Origin of the sequence: Paenibacillus tundrae (assembly GCF_036884255.1) — a bacterium.
GTDB lineage: Bacteria > Bacillota > Bacilli > Paenibacillales > Paenibacillaceae > Paenibacillus.
Window position 1 is genome coordinate 2,863,416 of record NZ_CP145605.1, and the last position, 24,142, is coordinate 2,887,557.

The 24,142-nt window shown below is 44.1% G+C and carries 20 protein-coding genes and 1 riboswitch; of the genes, 12 read left to right on the forward strand and 8 right to left on the reverse strand.

Translation table 11 applies throughout. The annotated features are described in order from the left end of the window. Positions 1-50 precede the first annotated feature (50 nt). The gene (locus tag V6W81_RS12960; protein ID WP_338543585.1) at positions 51-683 is read right to left on the reverse strand and encodes a nitroreductase family protein; all 633 of its coding nucleotides are present in this window, start codon (positions 681-683) and stop codon (positions 51-53) included. Positions 684-814: 131 nt separating this feature from the next. On the opposite strand from V6W81_RS12960, the gene V6W81_RS12965 reads away from it, so the two are divergent. Beyond that, a complete protein-coding gene (locus tag V6W81_RS12965; RefSeq protein ID WP_338543587.1) occupies positions 815-1,054 on the forward strand; it encodes a hypothetical protein in 240 nt (79 codons plus the stop codon). A 199-nt stretch (positions 1,055-1,253) separates the two neighbouring features. Here V6W81_RS12965 and V6W81_RS12970 read toward each other — a convergent pair whose 3' ends face one another. Then, a complete protein-coding gene (locus tag V6W81_RS12970; RefSeq protein WP_145048541.1) occupies positions 1,254-2,027 on the reverse strand; it encodes a M15 family metallopeptidase in 774 nt (257 codons plus the stop codon). Between the two features lie 287 nt (positions 2,028-2,314). Continuing rightward, positions 2,315-2,680, reverse strand: coding sequence for an iron-sulfur cluster biosynthesis family protein (locus tag V6W81_RS12975; protein ID WP_056692205.1), 366 nt, complete (start codon positions 2,678-2,680; stop codon positions 2,315-2,317). Between the two features lie 224 nt (positions 2,681-2,904). On the opposite strand from V6W81_RS12975, the gene V6W81_RS12980 reads away from it, so the two are divergent. Then, a complete protein-coding gene (locus V6W81_RS12980; protein ID WP_338543998.1) occupies positions 2,905-3,513 on the forward strand; it encodes a DUF1349 domain-containing protein in 609 nt (202 codons plus the stop codon). A 136-nt stretch (positions 3,514-3,649) separates the two neighbouring features. On the opposite strand, the gene V6W81_RS12985 is transcribed toward V6W81_RS12980, so the two are convergent. Continuing rightward, the gene (locus V6W81_RS12985) at positions 3,650-4,114 is read right to left on the reverse strand and encodes an SET domain-containing protein (protein ID WP_338543590.1); all 465 of its coding nucleotides are present in this window, start codon (positions 4,112-4,114) and stop codon (positions 3,650-3,652) included. Positions 4,115-4,355: 241 nt separating this feature from the next. On the opposite strand from V6W81_RS12985, the gene V6W81_RS12990 reads away from it, so the two are divergent. From V6W81_RS12990 to V6W81_RS13005, 4 genes are all read left to right on the forward strand, one after another. Then, positions 4,356-5,912 (forward strand): ABC-F family ATP-binding cassette domain-containing protein, encoded by a 1,557-nt coding sequence (locus V6W81_RS12990; protein WP_145048547.1) that lies wholly within the window; start codon positions 4,356-4,358, stop codon positions 5,910-5,912. Positions 5,913-6,302: 390 nt separating this feature from the next. Then, positions 6,303-8,138 carry an assimilatory sulfite reductase (NADPH) flavoprotein subunit gene (locus V6W81_RS12995; protein WP_338543999.1) on the forward strand — a complete coding sequence of 612 codons (1,836 nt, stop codon included), beginning with the start codon at positions 6,303-6,305 and terminating at the stop codon, positions 8,136-8,138. A 49-nt stretch (positions 8,139-8,187) separates the two neighbouring features. Next, complete coding sequence (gene cysI / locus V6W81_RS13000) at positions 8,188-9,909, forward strand: assimilatory sulfite reductase (NADPH) hemoprotein subunit (RefSeq protein WP_338543591.1); 1,722 nt, start codon at positions 8,188-8,190, stop codon at positions 9,907-9,909. Between the two features lie 301 nt (positions 9,910-10,210). Then, on the forward strand, positions 10,211-10,930 hold the full coding sequence (locus V6W81_RS13005; protein WP_145048685.1) for a YebC/PmpR family DNA-binding transcriptional regulator: 720 nt from the start codon (positions 10,211-10,213) through the stop codon (positions 10,928-10,930). Positions 10,931-11,100: 170 nt separating this feature from the next. On the opposite strand, the gene V6W81_RS13010 is transcribed toward V6W81_RS13005, so the two are convergent. The 4 genes from V6W81_RS13010 to V6W81_RS13025 all read right to left on the reverse strand — a co-directional run bounded on the left by V6W81_RS13010 (position 11,101) and on the right by V6W81_RS13025 (position 13,792). Then, positions 11,101-11,580, reverse strand: a complete 480-nt coding sequence (locus V6W81_RS13010) for a DMT family transporter (RefSeq protein WP_338544000.1) — start codon at positions 11,578-11,580, stop codon at positions 11,101-11,103. A gap of 18 nt (positions 11,581-11,598) precedes the next feature. Next, complete coding sequence (locus V6W81_RS13015) at positions 11,599-12,297, reverse strand: Crp/Fnr family transcriptional regulator (RefSeq protein ID WP_145048563.1); 699 nt, start codon at positions 12,295-12,297, stop codon at positions 11,599-11,601. A 34-nt stretch (positions 12,298-12,331) separates the two neighbouring features. Continuing rightward, entirely contained in the window at positions 12,332-12,757 is a 426-nt protein-coding gene (locus tag V6W81_RS13020) for a DMT family transporter (protein ID WP_145048565.1), read from the reverse strand. A gap of 237 nt (positions 12,758-12,994) precedes the next feature. Next, positions 12,995-13,792, reverse strand: a complete 798-nt coding sequence (locus V6W81_RS13025) for a Nif3-like dinuclear metal center hexameric protein (RefSeq protein ID WP_338543594.1) — start codon at positions 13,790-13,792, stop codon at positions 12,995-12,997. A 432-nt stretch (positions 13,793-14,224) separates the two neighbouring features. On the opposite strand from V6W81_RS13025, the gene V6W81_RS13030 reads away from it, so the two are divergent. The 6 genes from V6W81_RS13030 (at position 14,225) to V6W81_RS13055 (ending at position 24,093) form a co-directional block, all read left to right on the forward strand. Beyond that, the gene (locus tag V6W81_RS13030; RefSeq protein WP_338543596.1) at positions 14,225-14,821 is read left to right on the forward strand and encodes a biliverdin-producing heme oxygenase; all 597 of its coding nucleotides are present in this window, start codon (positions 14,225-14,227) and stop codon (positions 14,819-14,821) included. Between the two features lie 49 nt (positions 14,822-14,870). Beyond that, the gene (locus V6W81_RS13035) at positions 14,871-17,417 is read left to right on the forward strand and encodes a diguanylate cyclase domain-containing protein (RefSeq protein ID WP_338543598.1); all 2,547 of its coding nucleotides are present in this window, start codon (positions 14,871-14,873) and stop codon (positions 17,415-17,417) included. 144 nt (positions 17,418-17,561) lie between these two features. After that, positions 17,562-19,181, forward strand: coding sequence for a TerB N-terminal domain-containing protein (locus V6W81_RS13040; RefSeq protein ID WP_338543600.1), 1,620 nt, complete (start codon positions 17,562-17,564; stop codon positions 19,179-19,181). Positions 19,182-19,187: 6 nt separating this feature from the next. Beyond that, entirely contained in the window at positions 19,188-20,528 is a 1,341-nt protein-coding gene (locus V6W81_RS13045) for an ATP-binding protein (RefSeq protein ID WP_338543601.1), read from the forward strand. Continuing rightward, the gene (locus V6W81_RS13050; RefSeq protein ID WP_338543602.1) at positions 20,525-22,738 is read left to right on the forward strand and encodes a DEAD/DEAH box helicase; all 2,214 of its coding nucleotides are present in this window, start codon (positions 20,525-20,527) and stop codon (positions 22,736-22,738) included. The genes V6W81_RS13045 and V6W81_RS13050 overlap by 4 nt, the downstream gene beginning before the upstream one ends. Before the next feature lie 117 nt (positions 22,739-22,855). Continuing rightward, a riboswitch (purine riboswitch) is annotated at positions 22,856-22,966 on the forward strand. Between the two features lie 179 nt (positions 22,967-23,145). Then, on the forward strand, positions 23,146-24,093 hold the full coding sequence (locus tag V6W81_RS13055) for an EamA family transporter (RefSeq protein WP_338543604.1): 948 nt from the start codon (positions 23,146-23,148) through the stop codon (positions 24,091-24,093). The last annotated feature ends 49 nt before the right edge of the window (positions 24,094-24,142 follow it).

Genomic DNA, 24,142 nt, shown 5'->3' on the forward strand with positions numbered 1-24,142 from the left:
TTATTTGAATGAGTTAGAAAATCGGGTTAGCGTGCGGTGGTCAATTTGCCTTATTCGGCATTCATTTTGTTGAAGCTAACATATTCATGAATCGGTTTACGATACCCGCGCGGGCGCTGCTTCACTTCGGACTTTTTGCCCATGGTGATCAGCATCGCAGGTACGTAATGTGCGGGAATATCCAAGCTACGTTGCAGTTCTTCAGCATCAAAGCCAATCATAGGGCAGGTATCCCAGCCACGATCCTGTGCGATCAGCATCAATTGCATGGCAGACAGGCTGGCATTGCGAATCGCATCCTCACGTTGGAAGAACTTGCCGCGTGTTTCATAAAATTCAGTGACGCTCTGCGATTCCTGTTCATATTGGAACGGGGTGAGTGCCCCGAGATTCAGCAGACCTTCGTTGATTGTGCGGATATGGTGGTGTGCGTTGACATCGCCTAAGACAACAATAACAGCCGAGGCTGTTTTTACTTTATATTGCTGGGAAGCTTCATATACTTTCTCTTTCTGCGTTGCATCTGTAATCACCAAATAATGCGTATGCTGCAGGTTGAAGGCAGAGGGTGCGAATTTATTTAACGCGAACATTTCTTGCAATTCAGCTTCCGAAATCTCAATACCTTCTTCAAAAATAACGGCGGATCTACGTTCTTTGACCAATCTCTCCAGCTCACTCATGGTAGGTTACCTCGCTTATGTATGTTTTATAAACTGACTATAACACACTTAGTTACTTTATGTAAGTATTATTTTCGAATAAGACAAGGTGGGTTTGCCATATTGTAAAATAAAACAGTCTGAGGTGATTCATGAAAACCTTCATTACACGTCTAAAAACAATGAATGCTCATCCTGAATTCCGGGTGTATGTCATTGAATCCTCTGCTATAAAACGTTTTTTTGTCTTGGAAATTATCTTAGGAACCGTCGTATATAATCTCGCTCTGTACTTATCCCATAATGCACTGTTAGCTGGTGTTGGTTCCTGGGCGGGAACTGAAAGTGTGAAACGATTGCCCATTATGTTCAAAAGACTTGCTTTTGCATGATTTGCTGTGATGACAAGTGATCAACGAGGAGTGCGTGAATTGGTGTATGTGTGAAAATGAATTAGAAGAGCAAGAAGAGCTATCAAAAACTCTTCTTGCTCCAATCATAGCCGATCTATATGAGATAATTAGCATGCGGGAATATCATACAACCATCATCCTTTGGATGTTCTTATTGAATGTGTCTAGTGTTGCTGACTTATTTGGCACGCTCTAAATATTGTTCAAGCGTCAGTTTCTGACTTGTAATTTCACCTGCGATATATACGCCGACATAACGTACATGCCATGGCTCATACGAATAACCTGTTAATTTTTCCTGATCTTTGCCATAACGAATAATGAATCCGTATTTGTGCGCATTAGCTTTTAGCCACTTACCTTCTTTGGTATTGCCAAAGCTTTGCTGTAGATCGTACCCAGCAGAGGCGCTGGATATATCCATGGCTAGTCCAGTCTGATGCTCACTCTGACCTGGACGAGCGCTTGTTTTATTCGCAACGGCTTCACCTTTAATACTCGCATTACGATCGAAGATAGACTTCTGAGTTGCGTAAGAGCGGTATCCTGACACAGCTTTGATATCTATGCCGTCTTTTTTTGCAGCAGCAAACAACTTCTCAATTGCAGTTGCCGCAACTTTACGCATTTGCTTCTTCGGGCTGGAGCCAGAGAAGCTAAAAGGAATACTAGGCACAACTAGATCTTGAGGTGTGTAAGTAGAAGGTAGATTTCTCTTTTTGTTAACAAGCACAACCGTGCTAGAAACATTCGTTACAGTAGCTACATTTTTAACGGTTTTGATTGTACGTCCTGGTGCATTATCATGCAGAAACTGTGTGAAGCTAGAGCTTGCAGCTGATGCTACTGGAGTCAGTGTATGATTTAGTGGAAACGTAGTAAATGCGGAGCCGGCTACTACAGAGCCAACAAGTATAGTAGAAATAATGGATTTGCGAGACAACGATTTCATGATGTGTGTTCCTCCTCGGTTATATCAATCTATATACCGAGTATACTAGGGGATTATATCCATAGGTTCTCCAATTGTTTCCGAGTTGTAAACAAAGTTTATTAATCTTCTATTTTGTTCTGAGAGTAGAGATAGCATTTAATAGATTGAAGACTTCCTCACATGAAGTAGAGGATAAGAAAAGTGGATAAAAGAGATGCAGAAAGATATAAAAAGACGTTGCAATAACTGCAACGTCTTTTGGGCTCGAATGTACATCATAGCACTTCACTTAATGGTCTGAGTGGTTATTTCAATGAACAAGCGTCGGATGCGCTTGAACTGCCAGCGGCTACAGCGCGAATATCTCTTACACGCACGTTGCTGCTAAGTACACCAGCATCACTGCTTAATGTGAATGAGGCGTAATTCTGCTCTGTGTCCAGTTTCATCTGCTGTTCAAGGTTCAATTGCTGTTTCGGATCAACATAGAATGGAACCAGGTTGGTCTCAATCTGTTCATCTAGTGCAGCGGGTTCATCGATAAGCAAAATAACAATGATTCCATTACAGCCGCATCCTTCGGTATCATAAAATACTTTGAAATATCCGGGCTGATCATTCAAGCTCTCAGTTAGCCGAGCAGCAGCAAGATCTGTAATTTGAATATGCATATCGTTACACTCCTTTATAGGTTGACCGCAGTCATGAATGTAAATGGTTGAAACTTACTTCTTCTTTCATTATACCACTTTGGCAAAGAATCAACGCAATTTTTTGATCATGAGCGTGAAACGGAGGGTATTTAGTATTAGGCCTGTTACTTATTAGAGGTTCCGCAAGCTTACTTGCCGAAGTATGGAGAGAGCGGATGTAGAACATAGAAAGGATGATAATGATGACATTAAATTTACTTCAGCGTCAGGCAGGGACATGGACAACAGAACCAGTCGCTAGTCGGATGGAAGGTGAACGTCTTATTGTAGAAGCGAAGGAAGGCAGTGACTTTTGGGAGAAAACTTTCTATGGATTCGTTCATCAAAGTGGACATGCCTTACTTGAACCTTGGGAGGGCAACGAGGCGATTGAGGTTTCATTTGATTTGAGCTCATTTACGGAGTTGTATGATCAAGCAGGGCTAATGCTCTGGCATGGTTCGAATCAATGGATCAAGGCGGGTGTGGAAGTAAACGACGGTGTGGTTCATGTTGGAGCGGTTGTCACCGATGGCTACTCGGATTGGTCGTTATCTCCTGTGCCCGAATGGGGTGGAAGGATCGTTACGATTCGCGCATCGTATCATAATGAAGCTGTGGTGATTCGTGCCCGCACGGACGAGCATGCATGGCGAACGATCCGGGTTGCAAGATTCGCATACCCTGAGAACAAACAAGCAGGGCCATTTTTGTGCTCACCGAAGCGTGCAGGATTTGAGGTTGCATTCACGAAGTGGAGATCAGCAGCACCCGATGAGGATTTGCATACCGACCCGCCTATTTTAGATTGAATGAATGGAATGGAGGTAAACTCAAAAAAAGACGGTGCTGGATAGCCCCGTCTTTGTGTTTGCATTTTGTGTGCATGATCGTTACTTATCTATAACAATAGAACATGAAGAAGAGTGTACATAATCTGCACTACTTTTAATTCAAATCTTTAGCTTCAGAATTGGAGTCTGTGTTACCCTCACTGTTTTCCTCTGCTTCGTTCAACTCACGCATGCGCTCTTCATAATCATCGAGGAACCATAGTGGATCCATATTATCTTCCTCACCGTTATAATTAATCAGTACTTCGTCACCAGCTTGAATGTCCGTATACGCATAAAAATCAAACGTATGATTTTCAAAGTTGATCTCGTAAGTTGCATTGGGTTCGTAAGAGTGGTTAATCAAGCTCCCATATCCAAGCAGGATGGCTGTGTGATTAGCTCCATATTCGAATACGTAATCTTCAAGAATAGTTTTCTCAATATGTTCATGATCCTCGTTAGGATAAGGGACAACCGGTGCCTGATGGAACAACTGTCCTTTAGGAATACTAACGGTAGCAAAAACCCCGCGGTTGAATTCGCCATCACCTAATTTGGATTGTTTTACTTCAATCATTATGTTCACCTAATGCTCTGCCTAGAGCTCCGTTCTTATTAATAGTTTAAGGTCAAATTTTACCCCATCTCATCTTATATGGCAAATGCTAGCCTATGTACGTTATGATCAGATAAATTCATAAGATGAAACTGTCCAATAGAAGACATCTAACTAAAATTTTAAAAAGTTGACGTTGAGTTGTACAGGATAGAACGCTTATAATATACAAGAATAAGTCTATATAGAAAAGGTGTCATGAATGAGTATATTAAATGTGGAAAAATTAAGTCACGGTTTTGGTGACCGTGCTATCTTTAATGACGTTTCTTTCCGCCTCCTGAAAGGCGAACACATTGGATTGATCGGAGCCAATGGTGAAGGTAAATCAACCTTCATGAACATTATCACAGGCAAACTCCAGCCAGACGAGGGCAAGGTGGAATGGTCCAAACGGATGCGTGTAGGTTATTTGGATCAACATGCCGTATTAAGCAAAGGACAATCCATCCGCGATGTACTTCGTAGTGCGTTCCAGTATCTGTTTGATATGGAGCAAGAAATGAATGACATGTATGGCAAAATGGGAGATGTGACTCCAGAAGAACTTGAGCAACTGCTTGAGGATGTAGGCACAATCCAAGACACGTTGACGAATCAGGATTTCTATATGATCGATGCTAAAGTGGACGAGACAGCGCGCGGTCTTGGTCTTACAGACATTGGCTTGGATAAAGACGTTAACGATCTAAGTGGTGGACAGCGTACAAAGGTATTGCTTGCTAAACTGTTGCTTGAGAAACCAGACATTTTGCTCTTGGATGAGCCGACGAACTATTTGGATGAGCAACACATCGAATGGCTGAAACGTTACTTGCAGGAATATGAGAATGCCTTCATTCTGATCTCGCACGATATTCCATTCCTGAATAGTGTAATTAACTTGATCTATCATATGGAAAATCAAGATCTGACTCGTTATGTCGGAGACTATGACCATTTCCAAGAAGTCTATGAGATGAAGAAGCAACAATTGGAGTCTGCTTATAAGCGCCAACAACAGGAAATTGCTGACCTCAAAGACTTTGTTGCTCGCAACAAGGCAAGTGTGGCAACGCGGAATATGGCGATGTCCAGACAGAAGAAGCTTGATAAAATGGACGTAATTGAGCTGGCGAAGGAAAAACCGAAGCCACAGTTTAACTTTCGTGATGCAAGAACTTCCGGCAAGCTTATTTTCGAGACGAAAGGGCTTGTGATTGGTTATAATGAACCCTTATCCAGACCGCTTGATTTGCGTATGGAACGTGGTCAGAAGATTGCACTTGTCGGCGCAAACGGAATCGGTAAAACGACGCTGATGCGCAGCATTCTGGGAGAGATTCAAGCTCTCGAAGGTACTGTCCAACGTGGAGAACATCTGGAGATTGGATACTTCCAACAAGAAATGAAGGACGCAAACTACAATACCTGCATTGAAGAGATCTGGCAGGAGTTCCCTTCATATACGCAGTTTGAAGTACGTGCTGCTCTAGCGAAATGCGGATTAACTACGAAGCATATCGAGAGTAAAGTTGCCGTACTTAGTGGTGGGGAAAAGGCTAAAGTTCGCTTGTGCAAGCTGATTAACAATGAAACCAATCTACTTGTACTCGATGAGCCGACGAACCATCTGGACGTTGATGCGAAGGAAGAACTGAAACGTGCACTCAAAGCATACAAAGGCAGTATTTTGCTAATCTCTCACGAACCTGAATTTTACCGTGACGTTGTTACCGAAACGTGGAACTGCGAATCATGGACTACAAAGGTATTCTAGAATCCGAAGCAGTGAAGCTGTCTGAGAAAATTAACGTTCAACTTGAATTAGAGTTGATGAACAACGTAAACCATCATTGGAAATGGATTAGTCCCATGCCAATGATGGTTTATTTTTTTACCAAAAAACAATGGAAAACAATAAGTGAAATGATAGTATCAGTTTTTCAAAGCATCCATTTCACTGCGTGAATAACGAATAAAACCATCCTCAGTTCGAGAGGATGGTTTTGTTGTTTTTTGTCCTTTATTAGAGAAACTGATAAATGGTATAAAATCATTGAAATTGACCCTTAACCATTGGGTGTGATAGGTTCAATGTAGTAGAAATTTATTAATATGATCATTTTAGTAGGAATTAAAATCGAAGCAATGCGTGAGGTGGACAATGGTGGAACTACAAGTGACTAACAGCCCTTTTAATCAGGAACAGGTGGAATTGCTCAATCGCCTTCTTCCGACTCTGACCGATGGTCAACGGGCTTGGCTGAGCGGATATATAGCTGCTCAACAAGGAAACGTAGCAGGGGTGTCGGGTTCAATTGCAACTCAGGCAGTTCAGACGACAAACCTTGTGACTGAAAATACACCTGTTGCGTCAAAAGAAGTAACGGTGCTCTTTGGCTCTCAAACGGGGAATTCCAGTGGACTATCCAAGAAATTGGCTAAAAAGCTCGAAGAACAGGGGCTGCAAGTTACCTTATCTTCTATGGGAGATTTCAAACCGAACGGACTGAAAAAAATTGAGAATCTCCTAATCGTGGTGAGTACGCATGGTGAAGGTGAACCACCTGATAATGCGATTCCATTCCATGAATTCCTAAACAGCAAACGAGCGCCTAAGCTTGATAGCTTGCGTTACTCAGTTCTGGCTTTGGGAGATACGTCATATGAGTTCTTCTGCCAGACGGGCAAAGATTTCGATAAACGTCTGCAGGAGCTCGGCGCTACACCACTTGTCCCACGTTCTGATTGTGATGTTGATTTTGACGAACAGGCTGCAGAGTGGATGAACGATGTATTGGCTTCATTAAGTACTGCAGCGACTTCCACCGGTTCAGTGACGAGTGAAGCAGTCGTAGCTGCAGTTAGCGGCGGTGAATCTGAATTTAGTCGTACGAATCCTTTCCAAGCAGAAGTGCTGGAAAATCTTAATTTGAATGGTAGAGGATCGGATCGTGAAACACGCCATGTAGAATTGTCACTTGAAGGTTCGAATCTGAATTATGAGCCCGGCGACAGTCTAGGCGTATTCCCAGAGAACCACCCTCGCCTTGTTGATGAATTGATTACTGCGATGGAATGGAATGCAGACGAACGTGTTGCTGTGAACAAAGCAGGGGATCAGGTATCGGTACGTGAAGCAATCTTGCGTCATTTCGAGATTACTGCAGTGACCAAACCGGTAGTTGAGCAATTAGCTAAATTAAAACCAGAGAGCGGCCTTTCTGCTCTGCTTGCAGATGATTCAGAGTTCCGCAAAGTAATGAACAGCTGTGACCTGCTCGATATCGTTCAGGATTATGGACTGCAAGGCATTCCGGCTGGGCAGTTTGTAGCGGTATTAAGGAAGATTCCAGCACGACTGTATTCGATTGCTAGCAGCGCCAAGTCATTCCCGGATGAAGTACACCTTACGGTGCGCGCCGTTCGTTATGAATCACGGGGAAGAGAGCGTTACGGTGTATGTTCCGTTCATCTAGCTGAGCGCATTGAAGCAGGCGACACATTGCCAATATATATTCAACACAACCCTAACTTTAAACTGCCAGAGAATCCCGACACCCCAATTATTATGGTAGGTCCTGGTACGGGGGTAGCTCCATTCCGATCTTTCCTCGGAGAACGTGAAGAGATTGGAGCGGAGGGTAAATCGTGGTTGTTCTACGGTGATCAGCATTTCTCTACAGACTTCCTCTACCAGACCGAGTGGCAACGCTGGCTCAAAGACGGTGTTCTCACGAAGATGGATGTAGCCTTCTCGCGTGATACAGAGCAGAAAGTTTATGTACAACATCGCATGTTGGAGCACAGCAAAGAGCTATATCAATGGCTTCAAGAAGGTGCGAGCGTATACGTTTGCGGAGATGAGAAAAGGATGGCTCATGACGTTCACAGTGCACTTGCAACTATTCTGGAGCAAGAGGGCGGTCTAACTCCTGAGCAAGCAGCGGAATATCTGACAAGATTGCAACAGGAAAAACGTTATCAGCGGGACGTGTATTAATTCATCCATTGCCACAGGGCACCCCGTAGAAACGAGAGGAGAAAGCAGCATGGTTTATAATAATTTACTTAACCCACAGCGCACGAACAGTGATGTGGAAGATATAAAGATTAAAAGTGATTACTTGCGCGGAAGTCTTACCGAAACGCTTGCAGATCGTATTACTGGTGCGATTCCTGAGGACGATAACCGTTTGATGAAACATCACGGTAGTTATATGCAGGATGATCGTGACCTTCGTAATGAACGTAATAAGTCGAAGCTTGAGCCTGCTTACCAGTTCATGCTGCGTGTCCGTGCTGCAGGTGGAATCGTAACACCTGAACAATGGCTTATGATGGATCGTGTCGCGCACAAATATGCGAATAACACGATTCGTTTGACCACACGTCAATCCTTCCAGCTGCACGGCGTATTGAAATGGGATCTCAAAAATACGATTCGCGAAGTAAATGACTCCTTGCTGAGCACACTTGCGGCATGTGGAGACGTGAACCGGAACGTGATGTGCAATCCGAATCCTAATCAATCGGAAGTTCATGCAGAAGTATACGAATGGGCTTGTCAGGTGAGTAATCATCTTGACCCCCGTACTCGTGCATATCATGAGTTGTGGTTGGATGGAGAGAAAATCATTGATTCCCAGGAGAACGATGAAGAAGTAGAGCCAATCTATGGCAAAGTATATTTGCCACGTAAATTCAAGATCGGTATTGCCGTTCCGCCATCTAATGATGTTGATGTATTCTCACAGGATCTTGGTTTTATCGCCATTGTGGAAAATGGAAAACTTCAAGGCTTCAACGTCTCTGTCGGCGGTGGCATGGGCATGTCTCATGGTGATTCCAAAACGTATCCGCAGGTGTCTAAGGTAATTGGGTTCTGTACACCGGAGCAGATGATCGATGTCGCTGAGAAAACAGTGACGATTCAACGCGATTACGGGGATCGTGCCGTACGTAAACATGCGCGATTCAAATACACGCTGGATGACCGCGGAGTAGAATGGTTCGTTGAGGAATTAAGCAGCCGTCTAGGATGGAGTCTGGAAGCGGCACGTCCATTCCATTTTGATCATAATGGGGATCGTTATGGTTGGGTGAAGGGCAGCAACGGTAGATGGCACTTTACGCTATTCATTCAGAATGGCCGGGTGAAAGATATCGATGGATATCCTCTTATGACGGGTCTTCGCGAAATTGCTAAGATTCATACAGGAGATTTCCGCCTGACTGCCAATCAGAACCTGATCATTGGTAATATTAGCAGTCAGAAGAAGAAAAAGATCGAAGCATTGATTCAAGAGTATCATCTGACGGACGGAGCACACTACTCAGCGCTGCGGAGAAGTTCGATGGCTTGTGTGGCCTTGCCAACATGTGGTCTTGCCATGGCTGAATCCGAACGTTATCTTCCATCTTTGATCGATAAACTGGAGCCGATTTTGGATGAAGCGGGTCTGCGAGACGAAGAGATTGTTGTTCGTATGACAGGATGCCCGAATGGCTGTGCAAGACCCATGCTTGCAGAGATTTCATTTATCGGTAAAGCGCCTGGTAAATACAACATGTATCTCGGGGGCAGCTTCACGGGGCATCGCTTGAATAAATTGTACAAAGAAAACATTGGCGAAACCGAAATACTGGAGACGTTGACTCCAATGATTAATCAATATGCGACACAGCGTAATGAAGGCGAGCATTTCGGCGACTTTGTCATTCGTGCAGGTTATGTTACTGAGGTGCTGGATGGCCGGCAATTTCATGCTTAACTGCATCCGAAATGTTACACAATAGTTCTGCGAGTATTTTTGAATATTTGAAACATAAGAAGCATTCCTTCACAGGGTGCTTCTTATTGTGTTTGACCAAATCTAGAAAAATAACAAAGATGATATGACCGCTATAAAGCGTGGAATCAAATGGACAACCGTGGCAAAACTTTAAACTCAGATCAATAACAGTCGTCGTTTTTCCCATTATTTCGTGGGTATTAACTTGTTGAACTACGCTCAACAAGATATAATGACAAAGTAGAAAGCAGATTACATGTTGAAAGTGAGCGGAAACGATATGGGTCGTAAATGGAATAATATTAAGGAAAAAAAAGCTTCAAAAGATGCAAACACGAGCCGGGTCTACGCCAAATTCGGCGTTGAGATTTATGTAGCTGCCAAAAAAGGCGAACCAGATCCGGAAGCGAACCGTGCACTGAAAGTCGTGCTGGAACGTGCGAAAACGTATAATGTACCCAAAGCTATCATTGACCGTGCGATGGAAAAAGCAAAAGGCAGCGGGGATGAAAACTATGAAGAACTGCGTTATGAAGGTTTCGGTCCTAATGGTGCAATGGTAATTGTAGATGCACTGACCAACAACGTGAATCGTACAGCGCCAGAAGTGCGCTCTGCGTTTAACAAAAACGGTGGGAACATGGGTGTCAGCGGTTCCGTGGCATACATGTTTGATCCAACGGCTGTAATCGGTGTAGAAGGTAAGAACTCCGAGGAAGTGCTGGAGATTCTGCTCGAAGCTGACGTAGATGTTCGTGACATTGTGGACGAAGAAGATGCGGTTATCGTATATGCAGAGCCGGATCAGTTCCATGCCGTACAAGAAGCTTTCAAAGCTGCGGGCGTAACTGAATTCACGGTTGCTGAGCTGACGATGCTGGCGCAAAACCACATTGAACTTCCTGAAGATGCACAAGTGCAGTTCGAGAAGTTGATTGATGCATTAGAAGACCTCGAAGATGTTCAACAAGTGTACCATAACGTGGAGTTTGCAGAGTAAGCTGCAATTCAAGTATAGCTGTAAATTTGAAAGGACGGATCATTGATTACAATGATCCGTCCTTTTTCTGTCTACTCATGACTACTAATAGCTGTTATACATATATCGGTCGTCATCTAGAATTAGCTACAACATGGCAACTTGATGAAGTGAACGTTGAAGACCGATCATCAATGACTTTGTCTGCTAGGCGCTGAAGTACGTGAGGACTTCGCTTGACCGCCAAACTTAAACAGAACAATTCCGCCTACAATAACGAGCACGCCGATTAACTGGTTCCACGAGAATGGGATCTGCTCTAGTCCAAACCATCCCATGGCATCAAATAGAAGAGCGAAGCTTAACTGGGAAGTAAGCACAATTGAAATGGCATACGTTGGGCCTAAGAGCTTCATACCTTGCACAAGACAAAATACTACCCCAACGCCGATCGCTCCGCTAAGCCAGTACCAAGGCTGCATATGCTGTAGGCTAAACGTATTTTTGCCTTCCACTAGGATAGAGATTAGAAACGAAGCCAAAAAGCCGGTAAACAGTACCAAAGTCGTTGTAGACCAGGAGCCAGTACGCTCATTAACTTTACTATTAAAGATCGTCTGTAAACTGACAAGTGCGCCTGCTAGCAGAGCAAGCAAAATACCTGTAATCATCATGGGTTGTAAAGCTCCTTATTCGTAAATGTTATGACCCGCCACTTCCCGTAGACCTGCCCGGTCTTTGACGAGGATAAAGCCTTGGTTACGCTCAATGAGACCATCCGCACACAGTTTTTGAATAACACGATTCAAATGCCGATAACTTGTGCCGATCAGATTCGCGATATCCGTTAAATTGAAAGCATCCAATTCTTCATGAAATACGGTACCATCTTCCTCGGTTGAGATGGAGAGAAGGTAACTGGCTAACCGAACTTCCACAGGATACATCAGATTAAAGTTAGAGAAGTTGGAGTCGATATAAAACTTGTGGGAGATGATTTTCAGTAGAAATTTGAGCATGGGTGCGTATTCGCCAGCATATTCAGCCAGATAACGATAATGGATACGCAACATAACTACGGGTGAGACCGCTTGAACCGTGTTAACAATGTTACTCTCCCGAACATATTCGACATCACCAACAACTTCCAAGGGTGTCTTGAAACAGAGCACTAATGTTTTATCTTGAGCCGATGTAGTGAAGATTTTGATCTTGCCTTCAACCAGCACATATAAATATTCGGAGGCCTCTCCTTCACGGCAGATGAGTTCGCATTTCTCAAAATGACATAACGTCATATGTTCACGTAGTGGCTCATAAAATACCGTCTCCAGTTGATACTGTCTAAGATAATGAAGTAATTGTTCGTTATTATGGATTTCTTCCATTAGGTATGCACCCCCACCGACCTAAACTAGCTAACTATAGCTTCATGATAATGACTCCTGTGATCATAAGTGCAATGCCCAGAAACTGTGGTAGTTTCATCTTCTGCTTCACTACACCAAACCATCCATTACTATCCACTAGAAACGTTAACGTCAATTGTGCAATCAACAGAGCAGAGATGGTGAAGGTCACACCCATTTGCTGAATCGCTGATACTTCACTGAATATAATGACAGCACCGAATGCGCCACCTGCGAGATATAACGGCTTCACCTGCTTGAGTCCTTGTACGTTAGCATCACGTACAACGATCAAAATAAGCGCAGCCAGAATGAAACCGGTGAGCTGGGTAATTGTAGCGGCTTGCCATGTGCCAATGTCTGTACTAATCCGAGTATTCGCAACTCCTTGTAGCGTAATACAAGCGCCGCCTAATATTGCAAAAATAATTCCTCTCATGGTGGTACTCTCCTTATCCTGCATGTTGCAACAGTTCCAGTTCAATGTAGACTGTCGATAAACTTCCGAATTCTATTAAATGACAAATCAGCTCTGTAAGCCAAGGACAAATGTCCTGAGCTTCAAAGTTACAGCATTTAGATTACACGAAGAGAAAACAAAAAGCCACTCACAAGGAGGGCTTTGGATAACATTCCAGTTCAATTGAAGATGAATCGATTTACATATAACAACTTGTTATAACACTTTAAATATGGATTGGTCCGCTACAAAATGAATCGGTACAGTAGGGAACACTGCAGATAATCTGTCAGCCAAAAGTTTCATACCAGACGCTTCACTCTCCGCATGTCCCATCATAATAAGTGCCTTCTCTTTCCCTTGTTGTACAGCGTCTCGTACATATTCTGGGGTCTCCCACTCGAAACCTTCGCCTGCAATGATAAGATCAAGCTCTTCATTCTGAAATAGAGGGATGGTCAGAGGCCCATTACCGCGAAACCCGACAAGGACTGCTGCACGCTTACAATCCATGGTTGGGCTACCAGCAACGCGTACGTATTCAAGACCTAAAGTTTTCTTCATATGGTTAGCGATATCCTGAACCGTTGTACCAGCCGGAAAAGAAAGAATGTCAGCTTCGGGTCTGTGTTTCTCCACATACGATGACCATCCCAACGCCTGAATCAACCCTTCCGTAATACCGTCTGGCTGGTATCGATGAATCGCATCATGACAGCGATATATCGCAACTCTTGCTTCTTCAATTAAGGTTCTTTTGGCTTCATAGACAGGGTCATTCATGAGCCAATCCGTCTGGCTGTGATGGTTGTAGAAGGGAGGTTCATGGGCAATAATCAAATTGGCATTCAAACGAACGGCGTGTTCAATCACATGATGTGTTGGCATAAAGGTGACAAAAATGCCTTGTACGTCTTGACCAGCTGAACCAATTAATAGTTGATCAACTGTATTTTCCGGTAACGTTATGTCTGTCGTGAGATGTTGAATTACATCTTGAATGGTTAATTTCATATGTATAATTCCTCCAGTGACAGGTGATATGTACAGTGTATCATGCAAGGGTAGAGTGAACTACCTTTTAATGAGACGAACTGGAGACTGTCTGTTGGGTTTACATCGATGAGTGTGAGCATTCATAGTCCAGACTTCAGGAGGTTTGTTTCAATGCGGAGACCCTTGGATAATGAATGAGTTAAGGATGTTTTTTGCATTTTGGAGAAGCAGGTTAGATCTGCATTTAGTTTACGCTTGTGGTAACAACCATAAATCGAATGTCAGCTGACATGCCGGGGATTGTTGTAGTTTTCTCACGCAAGAAAAAGTATACTAGCATAGTATCTTTGTCGGATAAAATGGAATATCTAATCCTATCTAAACTGATATTGCCTGCAATAAGTCCTGTTTATTGATGAAGAGAACTTATAAAAAAGGATGATGATTTTCATGACAACAAGCAATCTTATGGAACGTCTCAAAACAGAGACCGCTCATTATCATAGACAAATTGAACTTAACCCTTATGCCAAAGCGATTATGAATCAAACGATAAGCTTGGGAGAATATAAGCAATATCTGGAGAAATTCTACGGGTTTATTAAACCGATTGAAGAACAGGCTGTGAACATGCTTTTTTGGAATAATACAGGTCTTGATATGGAAGTCAGAGGTAAAACGGCTCTTCTAGAGAACGACTTGCGGAATTTAGGTTCAAGTGAAGAGGACATCCGAAATCTGCCCTTGTGTGAGCAATTGCCGGACATTTCTTCTCCTGCTCAATTGTTCGGCTATTTCTATGTAATTGAAGGTTCTACGAACGGTGGTCAAATTATGACCAAGCGATTGTCGCAGTTTTTGCCCATTGAGGCTGATCGTGGTCTTGCTTATTTTAACGCTTATGGCGAAGACACCAGAACGAGATGGAAAGAGTTCATGGAGCTTCTGCTTCAATCTGTTTCGAAGACGGAAGAGCATGACGAGATGGTGCATACAGTTTCTGAGACATTCCGCTTATTGGATCAGTGGATTAATACAGCAGATTAAGTGACAATTATCGTACAATAACAACTGTAATGGAGGGGATTTATAATTCATGACCGAATCGAATTCGAGCAAAGAAAACAAACGGTTAAACCGTACGCTGCTGAGCCAGGGCACGTATACGAATGATCCTATAGATTTAAATAATTGCGATAAAGAGCCCATCCACATTCCGGGTTTTATCCAGCCGCATGGTGTGCTCTTGGCGGTGAACACCTCTCATACACCTACTATTGTTCAATGTAGCCAGAATACCGAAGAATATCTTGGTCTCACTACAGATGAGATTTTGGGACTTCCACTTGAATCATTGGTTGGTAAGGAAAGTCTAAGAGATTTGATGAGCTGCACCTTCAATGCCGCGGTTACATCCGACCTACAGTACATGGACGTAACGGTGGATGTATCTGGAGAGCTACGAACTTTTTTGACAGTTATACATGAGAGTGAAGGTTTATTAATTCTGGAGATGGAACCATCCAATTCTGACGAGAAGGCTGATGTAGAGACCAGTGATTATTTGTGGATTTCCCGTTTTTTTGGACGGATTAAGAGCACAAGTAACCGCACGCAGGCTAGTCAGATTGCAGCAGAGCAAGTGAAGGAAATGCTAGGGTACGATCGGGTCATGATTTACGAGTTTGATGAAAAATGGAACGGAAAAGTTATTGCTGAGGCACGCGAAGAACATCTCGAACCTTTCCTCGGACATCACTATCCTGCATCGGATATCCCTAAGCAAGCTAGGGAGCTGTACCTGCGTAACTGGTTGCGTACTATTGTAGACGTGAATTATCAACCGGTAGAGATTGTACCATTGCTTCAACCTTTGACAGGTAAACCTCTTAACTTAAGCTTATCCGTGCTTCGAAGTGTATCACCTTTACACATTGAGTACTTGCAGAATATGGGTGTGGGTGCTACGGTGACGATCTCTCTCATCAATGACAACCAGTTATGGGGGTTGATTACGTGTCATCATTATTCACCAAGGTATGTACCGCATCGCATTCGTAACCTGTGTAATTTCCTAGGGGCATTTTTCTCCAGCGAATTGTTCCAACGGCATCAACTAGACGAGTATCAGGCTGAGATTCATACACGTGAGCAAGCTGCACGAATCTCGAATATTTTTATAGGCAATACAAGCCCAGCGAGAGTAGTGGAGGAATTACAAGGTGAACAGCAAACCTTGCTTAATCTTATGGGAGCTTCGGGAGCAGCCGTTTGTTATCAGGACAAGTTACTGCTCTATGGGAATACACCAACTTGGGAGCAGGTGAGAGGACTCGCAGCATGGCTGGCGGGTGAGTCTGAGGATTACAGTTATCATACGTCCCAGCTTAGCTTGGAATATGAACCGGCTAAGGCGTATAAGGAAAAAGCATCTGGTATCGTATATGTCGCTATATCCCCAGGCCAGCATCATTACATCATCTGGTTCCGACCAGAAGTCGTACAATTGGTTGATTGGGCAGGAGACCCGGCCAAAGCGGTGATTAAAACGGATGATGGGATTCGATTGTCTCCGCGAAAATCGTTTGAGAAGTGGAGGGAAGTTGTGCAATCAACATCCTATCCTTGGACAGCTAAAGAACTTAATGTTCTGCCATTGCTCAAAACGATCGTACGACGTCAAACCGAGAATCAGTTGGTACAGGCTGAGGAACAGGCATTGCAGAATGCCCGTATTTTGCGTCAGAATGAGCAGCGTTATTTGCAGTTGATGGATTTCTCGCCCGTGGCTTTCCTCACGTTAACAGATGGGAAAATAATATACTGTAATAGCCGTGCAGCCGAGCTACTTGGGTTTGAGACGACCAAAAACCTCATTGGTATGGACTTTAAGAAACTGGTACCGGAGAAGACGCAAGGAACGCTGCAGAAAAGCATTGATGAGTTACAACTTAACAGCACACAGCTGTTCACGAACCAATTGTATTTCGTTACAGCCACGGGAACATCGCTGCTGCTTGAGATCACTCTTGCTTCGGTAACTCATGGAGGGAAGCCATCATTAATGGTGCTCCTTAACAGTGGTGCTTCGCATCATGATCAGGATCATTATAATCAAACAACACATCAGCTACAGAATGTCCTCAATACGGATCCATTAACGGACATGCCGGTTCAAGCGATATTTAAATCGCAGCTCCAGGATGATTGGGATGAGTGCTTACGTGATAACTGTAGCTTAGGATTACTGTTTATTGATATTGATGATTTTCGTTCATATAATGCGACGTATGGCTTACAAGGCGGGGATTTGTGTCTGCAATGGATCGGCGAAGTGCTCACCGTTGTATGCGAGCAATATGATGCCTTAATCTCTCGCTTACAAGGGGGAACCTTCATGTTGAAGCTGAAGGGAACGACTTCAGACCGTTCTGCTGAACTTGCAGAAGAGATTAGACAACATGTGTTAGCGTTGCAAATTCAGCGTGATTTATCGGATCCGAATGAAATCGTAACGGTTAGTGTTGGAGGAGCGGTATTGGTTCCTCAGGAGCAGTTAACGATATCTGATCTAATCGAGAGGGCTAGTCAGGCACTGCTACAAGCCAAAAGGGAAGGCAAAAACCGTGCTGTAGTCGTTTAGAATCTTATGAGATATGGCGTTTGAACTGGCAACAGTTCAGGCGTCATTTTTTGTTCACCATTGGAATAGGACAAGTGTTATAATGAGCGGTATGGATACACTTGTTCGTATTCTCTACTAGAGGATGGGGTGAAGCATGAAGCAATGGAAGACAATTCAAGACAATTGGAATTTACCGAGATTGACTTAAGTGAGGATGTTAGTACAACTGAAGTTCCTATACCTGATCGATCAACTTTGGCTCGCGCTCCTTTGGATAAACAAGTGACGAACGGGGGCGTTTTGTCCTCGGAGCGAAGGTTCGCTGAGGAAGCACGACAATATGTTGAATTGTGCGGAGATGAGACCCCATTTGTACCTTTTATGAGTTACTGGCCAACCTATGGTGTGATGAGTGAGTCACAACGAAGCTGGTACTTCTACTGGCGAACTGAAGTACGTGCCGAACGATATCCGGATACGGACTTATCGTATCTTTTTGTACACATCTACGAGTTAATTAATGGTATTGGATGGCAAGATCCAGAGTGGGGATATGAGCAATTAAAACGATTATGGGTTAATTATCGGGAACGATTCCCTCAACTTGATATATACATGCAGGATTGGCTTGTCGATTATGGGCTCGTGCATCAAGTGCATATGTCGTTCACTGAGATTATGGATATCACGAGTGGTTTTCTTCCAATGGAGATATCGGATATGGAGCTTCATCGGTTGCTGACGAGCGACATGTCGAAATTATCGTTAAAATTACTTAGCAGATATTATGAGTATGACATCACACTCAGTAAATTTTATAGAGACCAAGGTCAGATTGCATTGGAACGATATATTCCACAAGTGATGGTTGTAATGGAATCCTATCTGCAACGAACGCGTGGAATAGGCTTGATTGATCATTTGCAGTTGACGAAGGAGAAGAGCATTCAACGTACGTTATTTCGCAAGGCTGTTTATGATGATACGTTATATGGGAAATCGATTGACCTTACTTTTGTTCCTGTTGGTGAAAGTGCTCCGTTCTGTTCATTGGTTACGAGGGTTTTCCGCTGTACTGAGAATAAACTACGGGAATTACTCGGTTTCAGAGGCAGATTGCGTGGCAAGACCCTCGATACGGAGTTTGCTCAAGTCATTGAGCGATATTTAGATAAGGTATTTGCTGCTGAGCAGGAAGACCTTAAGGAGAAGCCAACGGTTCGAATTGATCTGGAGAAGCTTGCCGTTCTACAGCAGGAGAGCGACTATGTTCGAGAAGCTCTTATGATAGACGAGGAAGCATATTCGGATGACAAGCTTGCGCTAGACAACCAACCTCTGAATCAACATCAAGGAATGCAAGTAATCGGGGAACAAGTCACATCTAAGAAAGACGAATTCAGTACATCTCCTCAGCCAGAGGATGTCAACGTACAGCGTACAACGGAAACTATGGAATTCTACGATGGTCGTACCGATATGGAGACAAAAGAAGAAGACTTCACTTTACAATGGGAGGATTCTTTCATCGCTGAATTGGATGAGGAATGGGTTCTTTTCGCAAATGAGATAGCTCCGCGACATGTGCAGGCGATATATGCATTATTAGGTGATGAACCTGACCGTGAACTGATGCAGGTGGCTGAGCGGAATGGGACAATGCCTGCGCTTATGCTTGATGAGATCAACGATGTAGCTATGGAAACGATCGGCGATCTACTCATTGATAACGACCGGATTGTTCCGGATTATATAACCGTGTTTGAACATGTGAAGAGGTGATATGTTATGACAGAACTTAAAATACCGAAACGAATCACAACTGCTCTTGTCAATTCTTTAACGGCTGGTGTTGTGCCGCGGATTGGATTGGAGCAGATTGCGGTTGGGCGGAAGCCTGAAGTAGAGGCTATTTTGCGAGATATGGATAATATCGCAGAAGGCGGAGCTGCTTTTAAACTGATTACAGGTCGATATGGTAGTGGCAAAAGTTTTCTTCTGCAAATGATTCGCAATTATGCGATGGATCGTGAGTTTGTCGTGGCAGACGGCGACCTGTCCCCTGAGCGAAGACTTGTGGGAACCAAAGGTCAAGGATTGGCTACATATCGTGAGCTGATGACCCGTCTGTCTACGCGTACACGACCGGATGGCGGCGCATTGGAGCCAATTTTACAGAAATGGATTGCAGCATTACAACAACAAACGATGCAAAATAACGGATTAAGACCAGACGATCCAGCACTTGCCTTGCAAGTAGAACAGCAGATCTATGCCGTAACGAATGAGATGCAGAATCTGGTTCATGGATTTGATTTTGCTAAAGTGTTGGCTTCGTACTGGAACGGCTATAAGCTCGGTGACGATGACCAGAAGCAAGCAGCTCTGCGCTGGTTAAGAGGGGAGTATGCAACCAAGACAGAAGCTAAGAAAGAACTGTCTGTTGGAGTGATCATTGACGATGATAACTGGTATGACTACTTCAAATTATGGTCTGAATTTATTGCCAAGATCGGATATAAAGGTTTGCTGCTGTTTATCGATGAGGCAGTTAATCTGTACAAAATTACAAATAGCGTATCGCGTCAGAGTAACTATGAGAAGCTGCTCACGATGTTTAATGATACGATGCAAGGTAAGGCCGAGCATCTGGGCATTTTTGTAGGAGGAACTCCACAGTTTGTGGAGGATGAACGTAGAGGGTTATTTAGTTATGAGGCGCTTCGCTCCAGACTCATTGACGGCCGGTATGCAGCAAGAGATTATGCGAATTATACAGGGCCTATTTTGAAGCTATCCATGTTATCTCATGAAGAAATTCTAATTCTGCTACAGAAGCTTCGCCAGATTCATGCCTTACATTTTGGATATACTGCAAGTTTGCGCGATGAAGAATTAGTTGATTTTATGCAAATGGCAGTTAACCGACTTGGTGCCGATGAGATGCTCACGACCCGTGAAGTGGTGAGAGATTTTATGGATGTGTTGCACACGCTGCATCAGAATCCGGAAGTGACGTACACTCAATTGCTTGGAGAGCGAGCTGTTAAACCCGAAGGAGCGGGTAAAGCAGGCGGTTCATCATCTACGGATGAGCTGGATGACTTTCTCGCGGAATTTGAGTTATGAGTGAAACGAACCCCTTTTATCGCTTAGCGCCGTTTGTACAGGAATTTATATATAAAAAAAGATGGGAGTCTCTTCGTCCAGCCCAGATCGAAGCGTGCAATATTTGCTTTCATACTCCGCATCATATGTTGATTGCGGCGGGCACAGCCTCTGGCAAGACGGAAGCAGCTTTTTTTCCTGCGTTAACCGAATTGTATGAACGTCCATCCAAATCGGTTGGGATTTTGTATATTGGGCCTCTGAAAGCCTTGATTAATGATCAATTTGAGCGGTTGAAGGATTTGTTGTCTGAAGGTCATATTCCAGTGTGGCATTGGCATGGAGATGTAGCTCAAGCGGAGAAAACACGTTTGGTGCGAAATCCGTCGGGTGTACTCCAGATTACACCGGAATCACTTGAAGGTCTGTTGATGAATCGACCGAATGCCATCCCAGCTCTGTTTCATGACCTGAGGTATATCATTATTGATGAAGTGCATGCCTTCATGGGAGCGGATCGGGGAATACAGGTACTGAGTGAGCTGGCTCGCATTGAACGTATGGCAGGGTGTAAGCCTCGCCGTGTTGGCTTGTCCGCAACTCTCAGCGATTATGAGGCAGCGACTGCCTGGCTTGCCGCTGGAACAGATCAGGGTGTAGATGTTGTGTCTTCACCCGGTGGTCGAAAATTGCGTCTTCGGGTTGAACATTTCTCGTTTCCGGATGCGCGTGATGAAGAACAGGCAGAACATCTGCATAATGCCCGTAAAGCGTATTATGATTTTATTTACGAGAGTACCCATCGGAAGAAGGCTTTAGTCTTCACCAACAGTCGGACAGATGCGGAAGTTACCATTCTTGAGCTACGGCGAGTTGCAGCAAGAAGGCAGGAGCGTGATGTATTCCACGTACACCATGGCAGCATTTCAGCGATGCTAAGAGAAGAGACAGAGGCTGCGTTACGCACAGGAGCAGGACCGGCGGTAGCCGCTGCAACCGTAACACTGGAACTCGGCATAGATCTTGGAGAACTTGAGCGAGTTGTGCAGCTTGGTGCGCCTTACAGTGCGTCGAGTTTTGTTCAACGACTAGGACGATCGGGTCGCCGGGATGATATGGCTTCAGAGATGTTATTCGTGTGCCCAGAGGAAGAGGCGGAGGATGCTGAGCTTCCTGCATGTATGCCGTGGACGTTACTTCGTGCGATTGCAGTCATTGAATTATATGTGAAGACGAAGTGGGTTGAACCACTTGAGGCTCGTAAAATGCCGATGGGGGTACTCTACCACCAAACGATGAGTATGCTCAAAAGTATGGGGGAAGCCGAACCAAGAGAGCTGGCAGATGCTGTCCTCTCGCTTGCACCTTTTGCCCAAATCAACCGCAGTCAGTATGATGTATTTTTAAATTATCTGATTGATACCGATCATTTGCAGTGGACAGAAGAGCAGACGTTAATTATTGGACTAACGGGTGAGAAAACGGTGAATAATTATCGTTTCTACGCCGTCTTCAAGGATGATGAAGAGCATAAAGTGTTGAATGGCTCTGAAGAAATAGGCTCCATTACGACTGTGCCGCCACCAGGCTACTGCTTCTCTCTTGCAGGGAAACTGTGGAAGGTCGAAGAGGTGGATCGCAAACATAAGTCGGTATATGTTAAGTCTGCGAAAGGCAAAGTGGATACATTATGGCTCGGCGCAGGCGGCGATATTCATACGATGGTGATTCAGAAAATGAGAGAAGTGTTATCTAGTTCAGTCATCTATCCGTACCTGTCACCGCAGGCAGTAAATCGACTAGAGCGGGCGCGTAGGTTGGCTCGCGAGACTGGACTACTGAAGCAAGTCGTTATACCGGCAGGCGGCGATTCTCATTATGTGTTGCCATGGGTGGGTAGCAAAGCATTCCGTACACTGGAGCGACTTATGAAGCATAATCTATCAACCAAGCTAGCGTTAAGGTCTGTGGTGCCTATGGAGCCTTATTATTTTGTAGTCTCTGGTCAAGTGGATGCACGCACATTGTTAGCTGAAATTATGAGTGAATGTCGTGCAGCTGAAGATGCATCTGCGTTGCTTGCTGAGGATGAATCGCCATACCTTGGTAAATACGATGAGTTTGTAGCTCCGCCATTAATTCGCGATGCCTTTGCGGTGGATGGTTTGGATCTGCGTGGACTACAAGCAGGCTTACAGCATACGCTGGAATGGAATACAACGGATGTATAACGTATGTAAGGCGAAAGAGGTTATACAACTTTCAGTTTCCATTTCTAAATTTGTGAAACAGGGTTGACACCATCTCACCTCCCATGTAATATATGAAAAGTCGTCACAGAAGAACACATCACAAAAGCATATTCATTTCGTATAACCTCGCAGGCCGAAAGTGTACACAGGGCGAGGGTCTCTACGGGAAGCCTATACTTCCTAACTACGATGCCAAGGGATTCATGTATTCCTTGCACGTAGTTAGGATTTTTTGCATTTTGGATGTTTCTTTCTAAGCAGGGATTCTTAGGAATCTGGAGAGAACAGTTGTCATTCAAGATTGTTCTGTCCCCGAGTGACAAGTGTAAAGAGACTTTATTCTATTGAAATCGATATTGTTGGAACATCAGGAGGTTTGTTCATCAATGAAATATTATGTATCTGTTCTTGCGGGAGCAATGAGTTACGGCATATTATCCACGATCGTGGTCTTGGCTTATGGTGAAGGCTATAAGTTAGGTGAGGTTGTGGGAACGCAACTGATTACAGGATTCATTCTTTCGTGGATGCTGGCACTATACACAAGATTTAACATGAAACGCAAACATAATAAAGCAGGTAAATCATCCACTGCATCGACTCATGTTTTTCAAAAATTAACGTGGAAACAGCGTTTAATGCTCATGGCGGCCGGCACACCGACCGTAATTACCGGATTAGTGTATTATCAATCACTGCGATACATTCCAGCATCGCTTGCCATTATTCTATTGTTTCAATTCACATGGATTAGCGTATTGATTCAGGCCGTAAGCAAGCGGCAGCGTCCGAATAAAGTCACCCTATTCACACTAGTTATACTCTTTGGGGGGACATTGCTGGCTGCTGGTTTCCTCGAACAGGGACTTGCTGAATTTAGTGGTCTAGGGATTGCGCTGGGACTTATGGCAGCTGTAAGTTACTCTTTATTTGTTCTATTTAGTGGAAAAGCAGTTCCGTCAGCGCATCCCGCATTTCGCAGCGCATGGATGGTGACTGGAGGTTTGGTTCTGCTATGCATCCTGTTCCCACCGACGTTCTTGTTTAATGGCTTGATCTGGAGCCAGCTGCTCGTCTTCGGTTTATTGCTCGGATTCTTCGGAGCTTTTATCCCACCAGTACTGTTCGCCATTGGCGTTCCGCATATTGGAGGGGACATGGCAGGCATACTAGGTGCGGTAGAACTTCCGGTTGCGGTGCTGCTCTCAGCTATCGTACTTCATGAGCACGTTAGCTTGTTGCAATGGTTCGGGGTTATTGTGGTGTTACTTGGCGTTGCCTTACCTGAATTGCACAAGCTAAGAGTAAAACGAACTTCGCCTTCATATTCATGAAATAGTCATTTTTATTAAAATGAAACGAGTTTTTCTTACGAAGCCTGAG

Bases quoted from the DNA above. Each gene is read 5' to 3' on its own strand.
- V6W81_RS13035 (WP_338543598.1), top strand. From the start codon at position 14,871: ATGACCGAATCGAATTCGAGCAAAGAAAACAAACGGTTAAACCGTACG.
- V6W81_RS12970 (WP_145048541.1), bottom strand. From the start codon at position 2,027: ATGAAATCGTTGTCTCGCAAATCCATTATTTCTACTATACTTGTTGGC.
- V6W81_RS13040 (WP_338543600.1), top strand. From the start codon at position 17,562: ATGGAAGACAATTCAAGACAATTGGAATTTACCGAGATTGACTTAAGT.
- V6W81_RS12980 (WP_338543998.1), top strand. From the start codon at position 2,905: ATGACATTAAATTTACTTCAGCGTCAGGCAGGGACATGGACAACAGAA.
- V6W81_RS12965 (WP_338543587.1), top strand. From the start codon at position 815: ATGAAAACCTTCATTACACGTCTAAAAACAATGAATGCTCATCCTGAA.
- V6W81_RS12975 (WP_056692205.1), bottom strand. From the start codon at position 2,680: ATGCATATTCAAATTACAGATCTTGCTGCTGCTCGGCTAACTGAGAGC.
- V6W81_RS13030 (WP_338543596.1), top strand. From the start codon at position 14,225: ATGACAACAAGCAATCTTATGGAACGTCTCAAAACAGAGACCGCTCAT.
- V6W81_RS12960 (WP_338543585.1), bottom strand. From the start codon at position 683: ATGAGTGAGCTGGAGAGATTGGTCAAAGAACGTAGATCCGCCGTTATT.
- V6W81_RS13020 (WP_145048565.1), bottom strand. From the start codon at position 12,757: ATGAGAGGAATTATTTTTGCAATATTAGGCGGCGCTTGTATTACGCTA.
- V6W81_RS13025 (WP_338543594.1), bottom strand. From the start codon at position 13,792: ATGAAATTAACCATTCAAGATGTAATTCAACATCTCACGACAGACATA.
- V6W81_RS12990 (WP_145048547.1), top strand. From the start codon at position 4,356: ATGAGTATATTAAATGTGGAAAAATTAAGTCACGGTTTTGGTGACCGT.
- V6W81_RS13045 (WP_338543601.1), top strand. From the start codon at position 19,188: ATGACAGAACTTAAAATACCGAAACGAATCACAACTGCTCTTGTCAAT.
- V6W81_RS13005 (WP_145048685.1), top strand. From the start codon at position 10,211: ATGGGTCGTAAATGGAATAATATTAAGGAAAAAAAAGCTTCAAAAGAT.
- V6W81_RS13055 (WP_338543604.1), top strand. From the start codon at position 23,146: ATGAAATATTATGTATCTGTTCTTGCGGGAGCAATGAGTTACGGCATA.
- V6W81_RS13015 (WP_145048563.1), bottom strand. From the start codon at position 12,297: ATGGAAGAAATCCATAATAACGAACAATTACTTCATTATCTTAGACAG.
- V6W81_RS12985 (WP_338543590.1), bottom strand. From the start codon at position 4,114: ATGATTGAAGTAAAACAATCCAAATTAGGTGATGGCGAATTCAACCGC.
- V6W81_RS13050 (WP_338543602.1), top strand. From the start codon at position 20,525: ATGAGTGAAACGAACCCCTTTTATCGCTTAGCGCCGTTTGTACAGGAA.
- cysI (WP_338543591.1), top strand. From the start codon at position 8,188: ATGGTTTATAATAATTTACTTAACCCACAGCGCACGAACAGTGATGTG.
- V6W81_RS13010 (WP_338544000.1), bottom strand. From the start codon at position 11,580: ATGATTACAGGTATTTTGCTTGCTCTGCTAGCAGGCGCACTTGTCAGT.